This is a genomic window from Roseateles sp. P2_H4 (assembly GCF_056403315.1).
On sequence record NZ_JBFUFR010000019.1, the window covers coordinates 32,225 to 46,548 of the forward strand.

At 69.5% G+C, this 14,324-nt stretch carries 15 protein-coding genes; 7 read left to right on the forward strand and 8 right to left on the reverse strand.

Annotation, left to right across the window (positions count from 1 at the left end; all coding sequences use genetic code 11):
* Positions 1–8: 8 nt before the first annotated feature.
* The 3 genes from AC1DW3_RS15510 to AC1DW3_RS15520 all read right to left on the reverse strand — a co-directional run bounded on the left by AC1DW3_RS15510 (position 9) and on the right by AC1DW3_RS15520 (position 1,742).
* Complete coding sequence (locus AC1DW3_RS15510) at positions 9–353, reverse strand: hypothetical protein (RefSeq protein ID WP_477932433.1); 345 nt, start codon at positions 351–353, stop codon at positions 9–11.
* Positions 354–548: 195 nt separating this feature from the next.
* Positions 549–1,181: a CPBP family intramembrane glutamic endopeptidase gene (locus tag AC1DW3_RS15515; RefSeq protein ID WP_477932435.1), complete on the reverse strand. Its 633-nt coding sequence runs from the start codon at positions 1,179–1,181 to the stop codon at positions 549–551.
* 60 nt (positions 1,182–1,241) lie between these two features.
* Positions 1,242–1,742 carry a TspO/MBR family protein gene (locus AC1DW3_RS15520; RefSeq protein WP_477932437.1) on the reverse strand — a complete coding sequence of 167 codons (501 nt, stop codon included), beginning with the start codon at positions 1,740–1,742 and terminating at the stop codon, positions 1,242–1,244.
* Between the two features lie 188 nt (positions 1,743–1,930).
* Here AC1DW3_RS15520 and AC1DW3_RS15525 point away from each other — a divergent pair, with 188 nt between their 5' ends.
* Positions 1,931–2,104, forward strand: a complete 174-nt coding sequence (locus AC1DW3_RS15525) for a hypothetical protein (RefSeq protein ID WP_439467489.1) — start codon at positions 1,931–1,933, stop codon at positions 2,102–2,104.
* Positions 2,105–2,151: 47 nt separating this feature from the next.
* On the opposite strand, the gene AC1DW3_RS15530 is transcribed toward AC1DW3_RS15525, so the two are convergent.
* Positions 2,152–2,655, reverse strand: a complete 504-nt coding sequence (locus AC1DW3_RS15530; protein ID WP_477932440.1) for a GNAT family N-acetyltransferase — start codon at positions 2,653–2,655, stop codon at positions 2,152–2,154.
* A gap of 109 nt (positions 2,656–2,764) precedes the next feature.
* Here AC1DW3_RS15530 and lepB point away from each other — a divergent pair, with 109 nt between their 5' ends.
* Both lepB and AC1DW3_RS15540 read left to right on the forward strand, forming a co-directional pair.
* Positions 2,765–3,451 (forward strand): signal peptidase I, encoded by a 687-nt coding sequence (gene lepB, locus AC1DW3_RS15535; RefSeq protein ID WP_477932442.1) that lies wholly within the window; start codon positions 2,765–2,767, stop codon positions 3,449–3,451.
* A 113-nt stretch (positions 3,452–3,564) separates the two neighbouring features.
* Positions 3,565–3,897, forward strand: a complete 333-nt coding sequence (locus tag AC1DW3_RS15540; protein WP_477932444.1) for a hypothetical protein — start codon at positions 3,565–3,567, stop codon at positions 3,895–3,897.
* Positions 3,898–4,083: 186 nt separating this feature from the next.
* On the opposite strand, the gene AC1DW3_RS15545 is transcribed toward AC1DW3_RS15540, so the two are convergent.
* Positions 4,084–5,385 (reverse strand): ABC transporter permease, encoded by a 1,302-nt coding sequence (locus tag AC1DW3_RS15545; protein ID WP_477932445.1) that lies wholly within the window; start codon positions 5,383–5,385, stop codon positions 4,084–4,086.
* A 3-nt stretch (positions 5,386–5,388) separates the two neighbouring features.
* Complete coding sequence (locus AC1DW3_RS15550) at positions 5,389–6,324, reverse strand: ABC transporter ATP-binding protein (protein WP_477932447.1); 936 nt, start codon at positions 6,322–6,324, stop codon at positions 5,389–5,391.
* 269 nt (positions 6,325–6,593) lie between these two features.
* Between AC1DW3_RS15550 and AC1DW3_RS15555 the strand changes: the two genes are divergently transcribed.
* On the forward strand, positions 6,594–7,238 hold the full coding sequence (locus AC1DW3_RS15555; protein ID WP_477932449.1) for a GNAT family N-acetyltransferase: 645 nt from the start codon (positions 6,594–6,596) through the stop codon (positions 7,236–7,238).
* Here the strand turns inward: AC1DW3_RS15555 and AC1DW3_RS15560 are convergent, their stop codons facing one another.
* A complete protein-coding gene (locus tag AC1DW3_RS15560; protein ID WP_477932451.1) occupies positions 7,239–8,375 on the reverse strand; it encodes an acyl-CoA dehydrogenase family protein in 1,137 nt (378 codons plus the stop codon).
* A 122-nt stretch (positions 8,376–8,497) separates the two neighbouring features.
* On the opposite strand from AC1DW3_RS15560, the gene AC1DW3_RS15565 reads away from it, so the two are divergent.
* The 3 genes from AC1DW3_RS15565 to AC1DW3_RS15575 all read left to right on the forward strand — a co-directional run bounded on the left by AC1DW3_RS15565 (position 8,498) and on the right by AC1DW3_RS15575 (position 13,849).
* Entirely contained in the window at positions 8,498–11,554 is a 3,057-nt protein-coding gene (locus AC1DW3_RS15565; protein ID WP_477932453.1) for a VIT domain-containing protein, read from the forward strand.
* Between the two features lie 106 nt (positions 11,555–11,660).
* Positions 11,661–13,472, forward strand: a complete 1,812-nt coding sequence (locus AC1DW3_RS15570; protein WP_477932455.1) for a PAS domain-containing sensor histidine kinase — start codon at positions 11,661–11,663, stop codon at positions 13,470–13,472.
* Positions 13,469–13,849, forward strand: a complete 381-nt coding sequence (locus tag AC1DW3_RS15575) for a response regulator (RefSeq protein WP_477932457.1) — start codon at positions 13,469–13,471, stop codon at positions 13,847–13,849. Before AC1DW3_RS15570 ends, AC1DW3_RS15575 begins: the two co-directional genes overlap by 4 nt.
* Here the strand turns inward: AC1DW3_RS15575 and AC1DW3_RS15580 are convergent.
* Complete coding sequence (locus AC1DW3_RS15580) at positions 13,830–14,300, reverse strand: MaoC family dehydratase (RefSeq protein ID WP_477932459.1); 471 nt, start codon at positions 14,298–14,300, stop codon at positions 13,830–13,832. The genes AC1DW3_RS15575 and AC1DW3_RS15580 overlap by 20 nt on opposite strands.
* Between the last annotated feature and the right edge of the window lie 24 nt (positions 14,301–14,324).

The window sequence follows — 14,324 nt, forward strand, 5'->3', positions numbered from 1 at the left end:
TGCTGAACTCAGCCGCCCGTGCCGAGCATCGCGCCGAACAGCTTGGCAATGCCGACCTGGAAGGCTGCGGCCAGGATGCACAGCAGGAATGCGCCGAGGTACGAGACCTCCAGCATCTTGCTGAACACGACGACAAAAACGACAGGCCACAGCAGCAAGCCTTTCCAGCCGGCGACCACCATCAGCACGGCCGCCAGCGCGACGGCAAGCACCAGCGCCAGCGTCACGCGCCAAAACTCCTGGCGCCCGGCACCCACCACCTTGGCCGCAAACCAGACCGGCAGGGCGGACAGGACGACGGAAACCACAAGGAGCGGGAAGCTCACCACCAAACCAGGAACCGACATCTCCATCCTCCAGATCCGTGGACAAAGCCCGTTGCGACAGGCTGTTGCTATTTTGCGAGCGCAGCAATCGTGGCCTGGCCCAAGGCTCTCAGCTCCCTCACCCCTCGCCCCAGCTAGCGCCTCAGCAGCGCCCGCAGCGTCACCGCGCGACGCTGGCGCGCAGCGAGCACTTTGCCGAGCTGCCCTCCAGCCTGCGCTGAGTCAGAGCAGCGCGGCGACGTCCAACAGGATATGGGCCAGCACCGGCGGCCACAGCCGGCCCGTGCCCACGTAGGCCAGCGTCAGCACCAGGCCCACGGTGCCGACCGCCACCAGCCCCAAGGGGCCCTGGTAGGTGTGATACAGCACGCGGACCAGCAGCGGCAGGCCGACGGCCAGCGACAGGCCGAAGCCCCGCAGCCCACGCACCAGCACGCCGAGCAGGAAGATCTCCTCGTAGCTGCCGTTGACGAGGGCCAGCGTCACCGTCGACAGCGCGGAAAGCCCCTGGGAGGAGATCTCCGCCGCCTCGGTCTGGCCCGGCGTGCTGAACAGCAGCATCGCGACGACCGCCAGCAGCCAGGACAGCACAAACAGCCCCAGGCCGATCAGGCTGTCCCGCAGCGTCGGCATGGGCTGGAGCGAGCGGATGTCGAAGCCGCGCAGGTGCAGAAAGATCAGCCCGCCGGCGCCCAGCACCAGCTCCAGGCCCACGATGCCGGCATTGCCCGCGTCAGAGAAACGGACCTGCGGGAAGCCCTCCGCCATGGCCTGGAAGGAAAACAGGATGAACAAGCCGAAGCAGATCAGGGTGACCGTGCCGGCCTCGGTCAAGGTGAGCGTCGACTTGCGCAAGCGTTTGTATCCCGCCGTCCTCCAGACAGCGGCCTCCCTGCCGGCAGCATAGACGCCCCGCTAGAGCAGGCCGGGGTTGGCCTGCCAGACCGCCCAGGTCAGCGCGCTGGCAAAGCTGACCCAGGCGGCGTAGGGCAGCAGCAGCCAGCCCGCCGCGCGGCGGATGCGCCAGAAGGCGATGAGCGTCGCGATGACGAGGCCGAGCAACAGCAACACGTCCCCAAACGCCAGCGCACCGTGGTGCCAGCCGAAGAACAGCCAGGACCACAGCGCGTTGGCGACGAGCTGGGCGACGAAAAGACCCAGTGCCGCGCCGCGGCCCGCGGCCGTCCGCTCACGCCACACCCACCAGGCCGCCACGGCCATCAACCCATAGAGCACGGACCAGACCGGTCCGAAAACCGATGCCGGCGGCGCCCATTCCGGCTTGGCCAGCCCGCCATAAAAGGCTGGCGCGTCGCCGGAAGCGATGGCACCCAACGCGGCGGCGACGAAGACGATGGCCAGCCAGGCCAGCAGGCCGACAGCCTGGGCCGGCATCGAGCGATGGGACAACTGCATGACTGACTCCCGATCTGCGGTCACGCCCAAGATAGTCCGCAGCCCTTGGCGCCTGAGCCGGCGCAGATCCGCAGCGCCGGTAGGAAGCCACCTACGGCCGGCTTCAACGACGTCCGACCATGCGCGGCAGCCCGCTTCACTAGAGTGTCCCGACGAGATGGGGCATCGCTCCACCGACAGGAGGTTCCATGTCATTCCTGCTCTATATCGTCGGCCTGGCCGTGCTGCTGGGCGGTCTCGCCTGGGCGCTGATCACGGCCGGCCTGGCCGCCACCTATGTCGCCATCGCCTGCCTCATCGTGGCCGGCGTCGGCATCATGATGGCCGTGTCGCGCACGCGGTCCAAGGATCCACCGGCTTGAGCTACCCGCTGGGGCGTGCATCGCCGCGCAGTCGCGGCGCGCACGCCTCAGCGTCGCTCGGTGCGGCGTCGGCAGCGCATCAGCAGCGCTGCGCCGTCGGGCGTCACCACCTCGCCGGCCGCCTCGAAACCAGCCGCCGCATAGCAGCGGATGGCGCGCGGGTTGCCGGGCGACGGGTCGGTCTGCACGACAGTGACGACCGGGTCCTCGAACAGCTGGGCGACAAAGGCCTTCACCATCGCCCGGCCCAGGCCCTGGTTCAGTTGGGTTTCGTGGGCCAGGAACTGGTCCATGCCGCGCGCACCGGGGTCGGTCTCGTCCTCCCACCAGCCGTCGCCCGAGCCCAAGACGACATAGCACTGCACGAAGCCGATCGCCTCGCCGCCCAGGTGGGCGATGAAGGCACGCGTCGTGCCACCGGTCAGGAAGTCCTCACGCAGTTCGTCGACGGTGTCGGCCGGCCCCCACCATTGCGCGACATGGGGGCGTTGCAGCCAACCGTGCAGCATCGGCAGGTCGGCTTCGGCCAGCGGCGTGAAATCCATGTCCATGCCGGTTTGTACTTGCGGTTCGCGCAACGCCGCCGCCATTCGCCCACCTCAACCCGCCATTCACCCGCTCATGGCGCCGCCACCGACGGGACCACCCGAACATGGCGGCATGGACATCCGACGCACCCTCCGCGACAACCGCGGCTTCATCCTCTTCCTGCTCAGCTTCGCCTTGTTCCGCACCGCGGTGGCCGACTGGAATCCCATCCCCTCGGGCTCGATGCGGCCGACGCTGCTGGAGGGCGACGTCGTTCTCGTCAACCGCCTGGCCTATGACCTCAAGCTGCCGCTGACCGATGTCGTGCTGCTGCCCCTGGGTGAACCGCAGCGCGGCGATGTCGTCACGCTGAGTTCGCCGGCCGGCGGCACGCGCCTCATCAAGCGCATCGTCGGCCTGCCAGGCGACCGCATCGCGATGCGCAACGATGTGCTGATCTTGAACGGTCAAGCCTTGGTCCATACCGACCGCCAGACCCGCGGCGAAAGCGTGGCGCCGGGCTGGGTCGTCGACGCGGTCCGCGCGACCGAAAACCTGGGTGGGCGCGAGCACACCGTGCAACTGCTGCCGGCCCTGCGCGCGCGACGCGACTTCGCCGAGATCACGGTGCCGGCGGGCCAGTATTTCCTGCTCGGCGACAACCGCGACAACAGCGAGGACTCGCGCTTCATCGGCAGCGTGCCGCGCGAGAAGCTGATCGGCCGCGCCCATCATGTGCTGGTCTCGGCGGACTGGCTGGGCGAGGATGGCTGGCGCATGGCGCCACGCTTCGAGCGTTGGGTGGCCGCGATCCGCTGAGCGTGACCAAGCCCACACCTTGGGCCTCCGTTACGCGCCCGGCCGGATCGCAAGCCCCGGAAACGGTGTTTTTCGGCACGGCCGCTGCGGGTGTCGGGCCTATCTTCACAGGCATGTCACGCCGCCACCGCCGCCCAATCCCGCTGCCCAGCTTCGGCCCGCGCCGCATCAGCCTGGCCGAAGGGTCGTCGCGTCTGGTGCTGGACGACCGCTGGACACCGCACGAGCGTCCCGTGCAGGCCGAGCTGCAACTGCTGGAGCGCTTCTCCGCGCTGATGGCCGCCCAGGGCTGGCCTGCCCATGTCTCGCGCATGGCCTATGACCGCATCTATGCCGGTGAACGCTTCGGCTTTGCCAAGCGGGTGGGCCGCGGCGAGCTGCCTGGCCTGGCGCGCGAGTTGATTGCCTGCTGGCGCGCCAGCCGCAGCGAGCCGGTGCAGGGCTGAGCCTCGCGCCTCTCGCTTGGCCCCCTCGGCCTGTCTCGCAACCCTATCCGTCTGCCATGTTCTTCTTTCGTCATCCCAGGCCGGTTGTGGATTCGCGCCCCGTTGCCGAGCTCTCCATTCGATGCGAACAACCTGACCGAGCACCCTCGACGCTGCCCGAGAGGGTGCCATCCCGGGCGGTCAACTTCACTCCTCCCAGCGAAACCGCCAGATCGCCAGCAGCCCGAAGGCCGCGCTGAAGCCCAGCATCACCGCGCTCGGCAGCAAGGCCTCGGCAAAGGGCTGACCGCGCCAGGTCATGGCATCCAGCGCATCGACGGCCCAGCGTGTCGGCACGGCGAGTGACACCGTCTGCAGCCATTCCGGGAAGATGAAGGCCGGCACCCAGGCGCCGCCCAGCATGACCATCAGGAGTGTGGCGAGGATGGCCAGGCCGCGCGTGGCCTCCGGCGTGCGGCCCAGGGCCGCGATGAGCAGGCCGAAGCTGGCCGTCAGCAGCGCAAAGCAGGCCAGCACAAGCGCGAAACCCGCCGTACTGCCCAGCACGCGCACGCCGAAGGCCGCGATGGCGACCACGTAGATGACGGCGAACACGATCAGGGAGATCAGGGCGCTGGCCGCGATGCGGCTGCCCAGCAGCTGGGCGCGCGACAACGGTGCCGCGCGCAGCCGCTTCCACAGGCCCAGGCGGCGCATCAACAGCAGGCCCATGCCCATCTCGACGCCACTCATCAGGATGAACTGCACGCCCATGCCGGCGAAGGAGTGGGCATAGCTGTTGTAGGCCACCGGTGCGGCGTTGGCGCCGGACTGCAGGGCCTCGATCTCGCGCGTCGTGAAGGGCATGGACAAGCCGCCCACATTTCCTGCGTCGCCCGCTGAAGCGGAGGAAGCGGCGGAGGCCCCCGCCTCGCTACGCTGCACCTGGCCGATGGCGTCGAACATCTTCACGAGGGCCGCGCGTTGTTCGGTCGGCATGCCGGTCGCGTCGCCCACCTGCTTGCGCATATCGCCCAGGGCCGCGGGGCTGAAGCTGCTGCGGCTGACTTCCTGCATCAGCGTCTGCGCCAGCAGCCCGCGCACGACGGCCAAAGCGCTGGCCTGCGAGGGGTCGAAGTGCAGCGCGATCTCGGGCTTGCTGCCGGCGCCGAACAGCGCACGGCCGGCCTGCTCGCCCAGGCCCGCGGGCAGGATGGCGACGGCGCGCAGCTTGCCGGCCCGCACCTGGGCCAGCAGCTCGGCCTCGTCGCCCACCGTGGTCTTCAGCGAGTGCTCGGCCTGCAGCGCCGCGACGACGCGCTGGGACAGCGGGCTGTGGTCGCTGTCGACAACGCCGACGGGGATACCTGCCATCTTGCTGCTGGTGCCGAACAGGCTGCCGAAGAAGGCGGCGATGAGGATGGGCGCGACGATGCTCATCAGCAGCGCGCGGCGGTTGGAGAAGTGCAGCTTGAGTTCTGCACGGACGAGGGCGAGCACGGCTTGCATGGTTCAGTCCCGCAGTTGACGGCCGGTGAGAGACAGGAAGACGTCTTCGAGCGTGGCTCGCGCCGAGGCGAGACCCCGCACCTTGACGCCACGCTGGGCCAGCGCAGTGAGCATGGGGCCGGTGTCCCGGGCGATGTCGCCCAGGCTGACGTCAAGGCGCTGGCCGACGCGCCTGACATCGGGAAAGCCGGCCAGGCCCTGCAGCGCCGCATCGTCGGGCTCGCCTTCGATCTCGACCTGAAGGATCTGCGAGGCCGGCAGCAGCGCGAACAGCTGGGCCTGGGTGCCGCTGGCGACGACGCGACCGTGGTCGATGATGACGAGGCGGTCGGCGAGGCGCTCGGCTTCCTCCATGTAGTGCGTCGTGTAGATCAGCGCCTTGCCGGCACGCTTGAGCATCTCGAGGTTGTCGAAGATGGCGTTGCGGCTTTGCGGATCGACACCAGCCGTGGGCTCGTCGAGCAGGATGACCTCGGGATCATGGATCAGCGCGCAGGCGATGTTGAGGCGCCGCTTCATGCCGCCGGAGAAGGTCGAAGGCTTGTCCCTGGCGCGGTCGGACAGGCCGACCATGGCCAGCACCTCGTCGGTACGGCGCTTGAGCGTTTCGGGCGCCATGCCGTAGAGGTTGCCGAACAGTTCGACATTCATGCGCGCCGGCAATTCCTCATACAGCGCGATGTCCTGGGGCACGAGGCCGATGCGGCGCTTGTAGCCGGCTTCGTCCGAGGCCAGGCTGACACCGCCGGACAGGGTCACGGTGCCGGCGTCGGGCACCGTCAGGCCGCAGATCATGCCCACCGTCGTCGACTTGCCGGCGCCGTTGGGGCCGAGCAGACCCAGCACCTCGCCGGGCCGCAATGCGAGGCTGACCTCGTGCACCGCCGTCCGGTCTCCGTACGCCTTGCGCAGGCCGCGTGCCACCAGTACCTCGTCCATGCCACCTCCTGAATCGAACTGGAGCGGATGCTAGGGCGCCCGCCCCTTGCGGCCGATCGGGCTGCGACGGACGGCAAGCCCGGCGCGTGAATCGACGATCCAGGCCGCCGACGGTCAATGCGCCAAAAGGCAAAACACCGTTCCAAATTAACCGGATCTGCGGACCGATATTTGGCGTCGGAAAAATTGCAACAACATGGCACCAACAGCCCCCAGATTGCGAAGTTAGGGACCACGGAATCGGCTACGGGCCTTACTTTTCGTTTACCTTGTTGAAGCTTGCTGTTGACTTGCAGTTACGAAGATCCAGCGTCCCAGGTACGCCGTTTGCCACAATGTTTCTCCGCCGCCTCAATCTCGACTCCGATGCCGATCGCGGCATCGCATCGGAGCTTTTTCTTTCGAACCCCAGCTACGAGCTGGAGAACTACGGACGCCTGCCCAGCGCCGACATGGCCGAGCCGCTGTGGCGGCGTTTTCCGGACGAGTGCGCCCCCGAACACCGCCTCACCTTTGCGGCCTTCGAGCATGACCAGGCCATCGGCCTGGCCCAGGTCGCACTGCATGCGCCCACTCGCGATTGCGCCGCGCTGCTGCTGCTGCTGGTGCACCAGCGGGTGCAGCAGCAGCACATCGGCTGCGAAATCGTCGAACGCCTGAGCGTGCAGGCGCGGCGCTGGGCGGACATCTCGAGCTGGTACATCACTGTCGTGGAGTCCAACGCCCGCGCGCTGGCCTTCTGGCGGCACTGCGGTTTCCGCACCAAGACCCAGGGTCTCGCCTGCGAAGGTTTCGCGAGTCATGTCACGCTGATGACCCGCCCGATCAAGACGCGCCCGGCCTGCCAGCATTCCCGCGCGCCTGAGAACGGCGAGCAGGTCCTGGCTCAGCAGCTGTTCGCGCGCATCGCCTGATCAGGCCTGGGCAAGCGCCCGCCCGATCAGGATCTTCTGCACCTCGCTCGTGCCCTCGTAGATCTGCGTGACCCGCACGTCGCGGTAGATGCGCTCCACGGGGAAGTCGCTGAGGTAGCCGTAGCCGCCGTGGATCTGGATGGCTTCTGAGCAAACGCGCTCAGCCATCTCGCTGGCGAACAGCTTGGCCATGGCAGCCTCCTTCAGGCAGGGCCGGCCGGCATCCTTCAGGCTGGCGGCATGCCAGATCAGCTGGCGCGCGGCCTCGATCTGCGTGGCCATCTCGGCCAGCTTGAACTGCACTGCCTGGTGGTTGAAGATGGGCTGGCCGAAGGTGACGCGGTCCTTGCTGTAGCGCAGCGCCGCCTCAAACGCCGCGCGTGCCATGCCGACCGATTGCGAGGCAATGCCGATGCGCCCGCCCTCCAGGCCCGACAGCGCGATCTTCAGGCCCTGGCCTTCGTCGCCGAGGCGGTTGGCGGCCGGCACGCGGCAGTTCTCGAACAGGATCTGGGCTGTATCGCTGCTGTGCTGGCCCATCTTCTCCTCGATGCGCGCAACCTGGTAGCCGGGCGTGTTCGTCGGCACGACGAAAGCGCTGATGCCCTTCTTGCCGGCGGCCTTGTCGGTCACCGCCATGACGATGGCCACGTCGCCGTGCTTGCCGCTGGTGATGAACTGCTTGACGCCGTTCAGCACATAGTCGTCACCGTCCCGCACGGCGGTCGTGCGCAGGCCGCCAGCCTCGGAGCCGACATGGGGCTCGGTCAGGCAGAAGGCGCCCAGCATGTCGCCGCGCGCCAGCGGCTTCAGGAAGCGCTCCTTCTGCTCGTCGTTGGCAAAGCCCATCAGGATGGAGCAGACCGGACAGTTGTTGACGCTGACCACCGTGCTCGTGCCGCCATCACCGGCACCGATCTCTTCCAGGATGACCGACAGAGCCAGGTAGTCCAGCCCCGCGCCGTCCCACTCGGTGGGCACGGCGACGCCATAGCAGCCCAGGGCGGCGAGGCCCTTCAACTGCTCGGCGGGGAAGTGATGGTTCTTGTCCCAGGCCGCGGCGTGGGGGGCGATCTCGGCCTGCACGAAGGCGCGGATGGCGTCTTGCACGGCGAGGTGGTCTTCGGGGAGGAGCATGGGTGGCGCTTTCCGACTACGTTGGGGATGGCGCTATTGTCGACTTGGGCGTTGCGAGGTCGTTCACCCTGTTTGCCCGCCGCCGCCGTAGAAGCAGGAGCCACCCGCCACGGAGTTCCTTCATGCCTTCTGCCACGACGCTTCGATCGCTGCTCGCCCTGCTCTGCCTTGCCACCTCGGCCGCCTTCGCGCTCAGCCCGCCGCCAATGCCGGTGAAGCCACCGCCCCCCATAGCGCCGCCCATGCCGCGCTTCGTCGTGCCCGAGGCCGGCCTGCCGCTGACGCTGCAGCGCGTGCAGGTCCAGGCCACGCTGGCAGGCAGCCAGGCGCAGACGCGCATCGAGCTGGTCGTGCGCAACCCCAACCCGCGCCAGCTCGAAGCCACGCTGGAGTTCCCGCTCGATGCGGGCCAGAGCGTCGTCGGCTTCGCGCTGGACGTGCGCGGCGAGATGGTCAGCGCCGTGCCCGTGCCCAAGGACAAGGGCCGCCAGGTCTTCGACGACATCTCGCGCCGCCGCGTCGACCCGGCACTGCTGGAGCGCACCGCCGGCAACAACTTCAAGCTGCGCATCTACCCCGTGCCGCCCAACGGCGAGCGGCGCGTGCTGCTGCAACTGGCCGAGACGCTGCAGCCCACCGCTTCGGGCCGTATGCAATACCGCCTGCCGCTGAACTTCGGCCAGCCCATCGCCCAGTTCGAAGGCCGCTTCGACCTGCGCGGCGGCAGCAAGCCCCAGGCCGGTGGCGCGCTGGCCGGCGTGGAGAGCTTCGCACGCGGTGACGAGACGGCCATGCAGCTCAAGCGCAGCGACTGGCAGCCGCGCGAGGCCCTCACGCTGAGCTGGGCCGCCAGCGGCGGCGACAGCGTCGTCGTGAACGAGCATGGTGGCGCGGTCTACGCCTATGCCGAGATCGCCGCCCTCGAGGGCGCGCGTGGCGCCGCCCGCCTGCCTCGCGATCTCCATCTCGTCTGGGATGCCTCGGGCTCCGGTGCCGAGCGCGACCACGCCCGCGAGTTCGCGTTGCTGGACGCGCTGTTCGCCGCCGCCCGCGACATGCGCGTCCACCTCACCGTCGCGCGCGACACCGCCGAGCCGGTACGCGACTTCGATGTGCGCGCTGGCGACTGGCAGGCCCTGCGCCGCACGCTGCAGCAACTGCCCTACGACGGCGCCAGCAGCCCCGCTGCCTGGTACGCCGGCCTGTCGGCAGCCGCCTCGGGCAATGCCAGCCTGAGCCTGCTGTTCAGCGACGGCCTGGCCACCTGGCCCGACCTCGGCAGCCTGCCCCCCGTGGGCCCTGTGTTCACGGTGAATGCCGCCAGCCGGGCCGACCTGCCGCAGCTGCGCCGGCTGGCCGAGAACGGCGGCGCCCGCCTGCTCGACCTGAACCGGATGGACACCGCCACGGCGCTGGCCGCGCTGACACGGCCGGGCCTGCGCGTGGTGGATCTGCGGGCCGAAGGCGCCGAGGACGTGGTCGCCGAATCCCTCCACCCCGAAAACGGCCGCCTCGCGGTCGCCGCCCGCCTGAACACGGTCACGGCCCGCCTCATCCTCACCCTCGTCGACGGCCAGGGGCAGCGCAGCCAGCGCCGGATCGAACTGCAGGCGCCGCGATCAGTCCCGCCCCATGACGAAGCCACGCTGCCACTGGCCGCGCGGCGCTGGGCGGAATTGCGGGTGGCCGAGCTGTCGGCCGAGCAGCAGCGCAACCGCGCCCAGATCCGCCGCCTCGGCGAGCAGTTCCGCCTGCTCAGCGCCGAGACCTCGCTGATCGTGCTGGACGAACTGGCCGACTACGTGCGCTACGAGATCGCGCCGCCCACCGCCAGCATGCGCGCGACCTACCAGCAGAGCCTGGCCCAGCGCGGCGCCACGCGCCAGGCCGACCGCGAGCGGCATATCGACAGTCTGGTGCAGCGCTTCAAGCAGCGCGAGGCCTGGTGGGCACAGGAGTTCCCGCAGACCGTGGCGGCGGAACCCAAGGTCGCCGCCGTGGCCATCGTTGCAGAGCAGAGCCGGCAGGCCGTGCCCCCGGCTCAGGCCCGCGATGCCAGGACGCCACCGCCGGCCTTCAAGGCGGACATTCGGGCGCCGATCAGCGCTCTCCCCATGCCCGCTCCCGCTACGGCGCACGCGCCTGCTGCGCCTGTGCCGGCCCGCGCGGCCATGCCGGCCACGCTCGAATCCGTGGTCCTGGCCGGCGCACGCCGTGAGGCCATGGACAGCGCCAGCGTCGCGCCTGCGTCCATCGCCAGCATCGCGCTGCGCGCCTGGGAACCCAACGCCGCCTATGTGCGCCGCCTGCGCGAGGCCAGCGACGCCGAGCGCTACGCCGTCTACCTGGACGAGCGGCCGGGCTATCTGTCCAGCACCGCCTTCTTCATCGACGCGGCCGAGATCTTCTTCGCGAAGGGCCAGCGCGGCCTGGCCATGCGCGTGCTGTCCAACCTGGCCGAGATGGAACTGGAGAACCGCCACATCCTGCGCATCCTGGCCTACCGCCTGCTGCAGGCCGACGAGACCGCCCTGGCCGTGCCGCTGCTGGAGCGCGTGCGCGAACTGGCGCCGGACGAGCCCCAGTCCTCGCGCGATCTGGCGCTGGCCCTCGCCGCCACCCAGCCCCAGCGCGCGCTGGAGCTGCTGTGGGACGTGGCCAGCCAACCCTGGGATGGTCGCTTTGCCGACATCGACCTGATCGCGCTGACCGAGCTCAACGCCCTCGCCGCCCGTGCGCCGAAGCTGGACCTGTCGCGTGTCGATGCGCGCCTGCGCCGCAACCTGCCGCTGGACCTGCGCGCCGTGCTGAGCTGGGACGCCGACAACACCGACATCGACCTGTGGGTGACCGACCCCAACGGCGAGAAGGCCTATTACGGCAACCGCCTGACGCGCCAGGGCGGCGCCATGTCCCGCGACTTCACCGGCGGCTACGGCCCCGAGGAGTTCTCGCTGCGCCGCGCCAAGCCGGGCCGCTACGAGGTGCGCGCCCAGTTCTTCGGCCACCGCCAACAGCTGGTGTCGCCCTACACGACGCTGATGCTGTGGCTGTCCACCGGCTTCGGCAGCGGTGCGCAAAAGGACGAGCGTGTCGTGCTGCGCCTGTCCGGCAGCGGCCAACAGGTGCTGGTGGGCAGCTTCGAGGTGGAGGGGCCTGCCGGCGGCGTGACGAAGTAACGACCGGATTGCCCTGACCGCGCGGTCGGGGCCTGGGCAGGACGGCACGGAACGTCCTACGTCCTGAGGTTCCCGCGCCGGCAGCGGCTGGGCATACTCGGATGTGGTGAGCCCCGCTAACGCTTCCACCCGGCCGACCGTGCTGCCGCACGGCGCGCGCCGCGTGGCCTGGCTGCTGCTCGGCATGGCGGCGCTGCTGGCCGTGCTGGGGCTGTACGCCATCACGGCGCTGTCGGCCGCACGCGCCTATGTCGCCGGAGAGAGCCAGTGGTCACGCGCGCAGAAGAGCGCGGCGCTGGCCCTGGTGCTCTATCTGCAATCCGGTGAAGAAGCGCAATACCAGGCCTTCGAGCGCGAGATCGCCGTGCCCCTGAACGCCAGGCGTGCGCGCGAGGCCATGGACAAAGGCGGCGCCCATGACGAAGAGGCCCGCCAGGGCTTCATCGATTCGCGCAACCACGCCGATGACGCGCCGGGCATGGTCCGGCTCTACCGCTGCTGCCGGGGCCTGCCCTACATGGCCGATTCGGTCGGCATCTGGCGTGAGGCCGACGAGCTGATTGCCGAGATGACCGCGCTGGCCCGCCAGGCTCGCGAACTGCCGCCCGAGGCCCGCGCGGCGCTCCAGTCCCGCGTGCTGGCCCTGGACGCGCGACTGACGCCGATGGAGCACCGCTTCTCGGCCAGCCTCGGTCTGGCGTCGCGCATCACGGCGGCGGCGCTGATCGGGATGCTGATGGTCAGCGCCCTGCTGTTCGGCCTGACCGCCGCTGTCCTCGTGATCCGGCGCGCCCACGAGGATCAAGCCGCCCACCAGGCCGTGCAGCGCAGCGAGGCGCTGTTCCGCTCGCTGTGGGAGACCAGCATCGACGGCGCCGTCATCATCGATGGCGGCAGCACCATCCGTTTCGCCAATCCGGCCATCCACGCGCTGCTGGGCCATGAACCGGGCAGCCTCAGCGGCCAGCCGCTGGCCACATTGCAGCCCGAGGGCCTGCGGGCGGCCCATGTCGCCGGCCTGGCCCGCCACATGGCGACCGGAGAAAAACGCCTGAACTGGCGCGGCGTCGAGACCCTGGCCCGCCACGCCGATGGCCACGACCTGCCGGTGGAGATCCGCTTCTCGCGCTTCGAACTCGATGGCGAGACGCTGTTCGTCGGCCTGCTGCACGACATCTCGGAGCGCAAGGCGGCCGAGCGGGTGGCCGCCGAGCACCTGAGACTGCAGGAGGCCGACCGGCTCAAGTCCGAGTTCCTGGCGCGCATGAGTCATGAGCTGCGCACGCCGCTGAATGCCATCCTCGGCTTCACCGACCTGATGCACGATGGCCGCAGCGGCCCGGTCAACGCCGAGCAGAAGCGCCAGCTCGGCTTCGTCGCCAGTTCGGGCCGCCACCTGCTGGCCCTCATCAACGACCTGCTGGAGTTGTCGCGCATCGAGGCCGGCCGCCTGGACCTGCACATCGAGCCCATCGACATCGCCGCGATCGCCGCCGACGTCACCGGCCAGCTGCGCCCGCTGGCCGAACCGCGCGGCCTGGCTCTGAAGCTGGGCATGGCCCCGTCGCTGCCCTGGCGCGGCGACCGCCGCAAGCTGACCCAGGTGCTGCTCAACCTGGTGGGCAATGCCATCAAGTTCTCCGAGCAGGGCGACATCGAGATCCAGGCCTGGCAAGAGGCCGAGCGCCTGGTGCTGAGCGTCAGGGATCACGGCCCCGGCATCCCCGAGGAGCACCGCGCCCTGCTCTTCCAGCCCTTCAAGCAGCTCGAAGGCGGTGTCGCCCATGCCCAGGAAGGCACCGGCCTGGGTCTCTACCTCAGCGCCCAGTTGCTGGAGCGCATGCAGGGCCGCATTCGCCACGAAGCGGCCGAAGGCGGCGGTTCGCGCTTCATCATCGAGCTGGAGCCGGTGCCATGACCTCTGCCGTGACATTGCCGCGGGTGCTGCTGGTCGAGGACAACGCGACCAACGCCTATCTCGCGCGCTATGTGCTGGAGGCGGCCGGCTTCGAGGTGGACTGGGCGGCCAATGGCCAGCTGGCTCTCGAGGCCGCTGCCGCGCACCGGCCCGACCTCATACTGATGGACCTGCGCATGCCGGTGCTCGACGGCTACGAGGCCACGCGCCGCCTGAAAGCCGATCCGGCACTGCGCGATGTGCCGGTGCTGGCGATGAGCGCCCAGGCCATGCCCGAGGAGCGCGCGCGGGCGCTGGCGGCGGGCTGTGCCGCCCACATTGGCAAACCCATCGACGTGGCCACGCTGGCCGACGAGGTCAGGGCCTGGCTGCCTTGACGAGCAGCGTGCCGCGGCCGATCACGCAAGGGTGGGCGTGGCGCACCATGGCACGCCCGTCCACATGCGCCACCCAGCCGCCCAGCGTGGCGCTCCATTCCACGCTGGCCACACGCCAGTGCAGCAACAGCTCCTGTTCGGCAAACACCGGTGCCTTGAAGGCGAAGTTGAAGTTCAGGCACAGCAACTCGCGGGCCTGGCCATCGTCGCCGCGTGAGAAGTGGCTGGCGACGAGGCCGATCATCTGGGCCGTGGTCTGCTGGCCGCTGGCGATGATCTCCCCGTGGCGGGCCCGCTGGGCCGCCTGCACGTCGTGGTGCAGGGGGTTGGAGTCACCGGTCAGGCGTGCAAAGGCGGCGATGTCCTCGCGCGTGAAGCGGATCTGGCGCTCGCAGGTTTCCCCGACGCGGATCAGTGTGGTGGTTTCAGCTTCGGCGAAGGTCGTGTCCATGGACTGAGACCTTAGCGCAAGCCG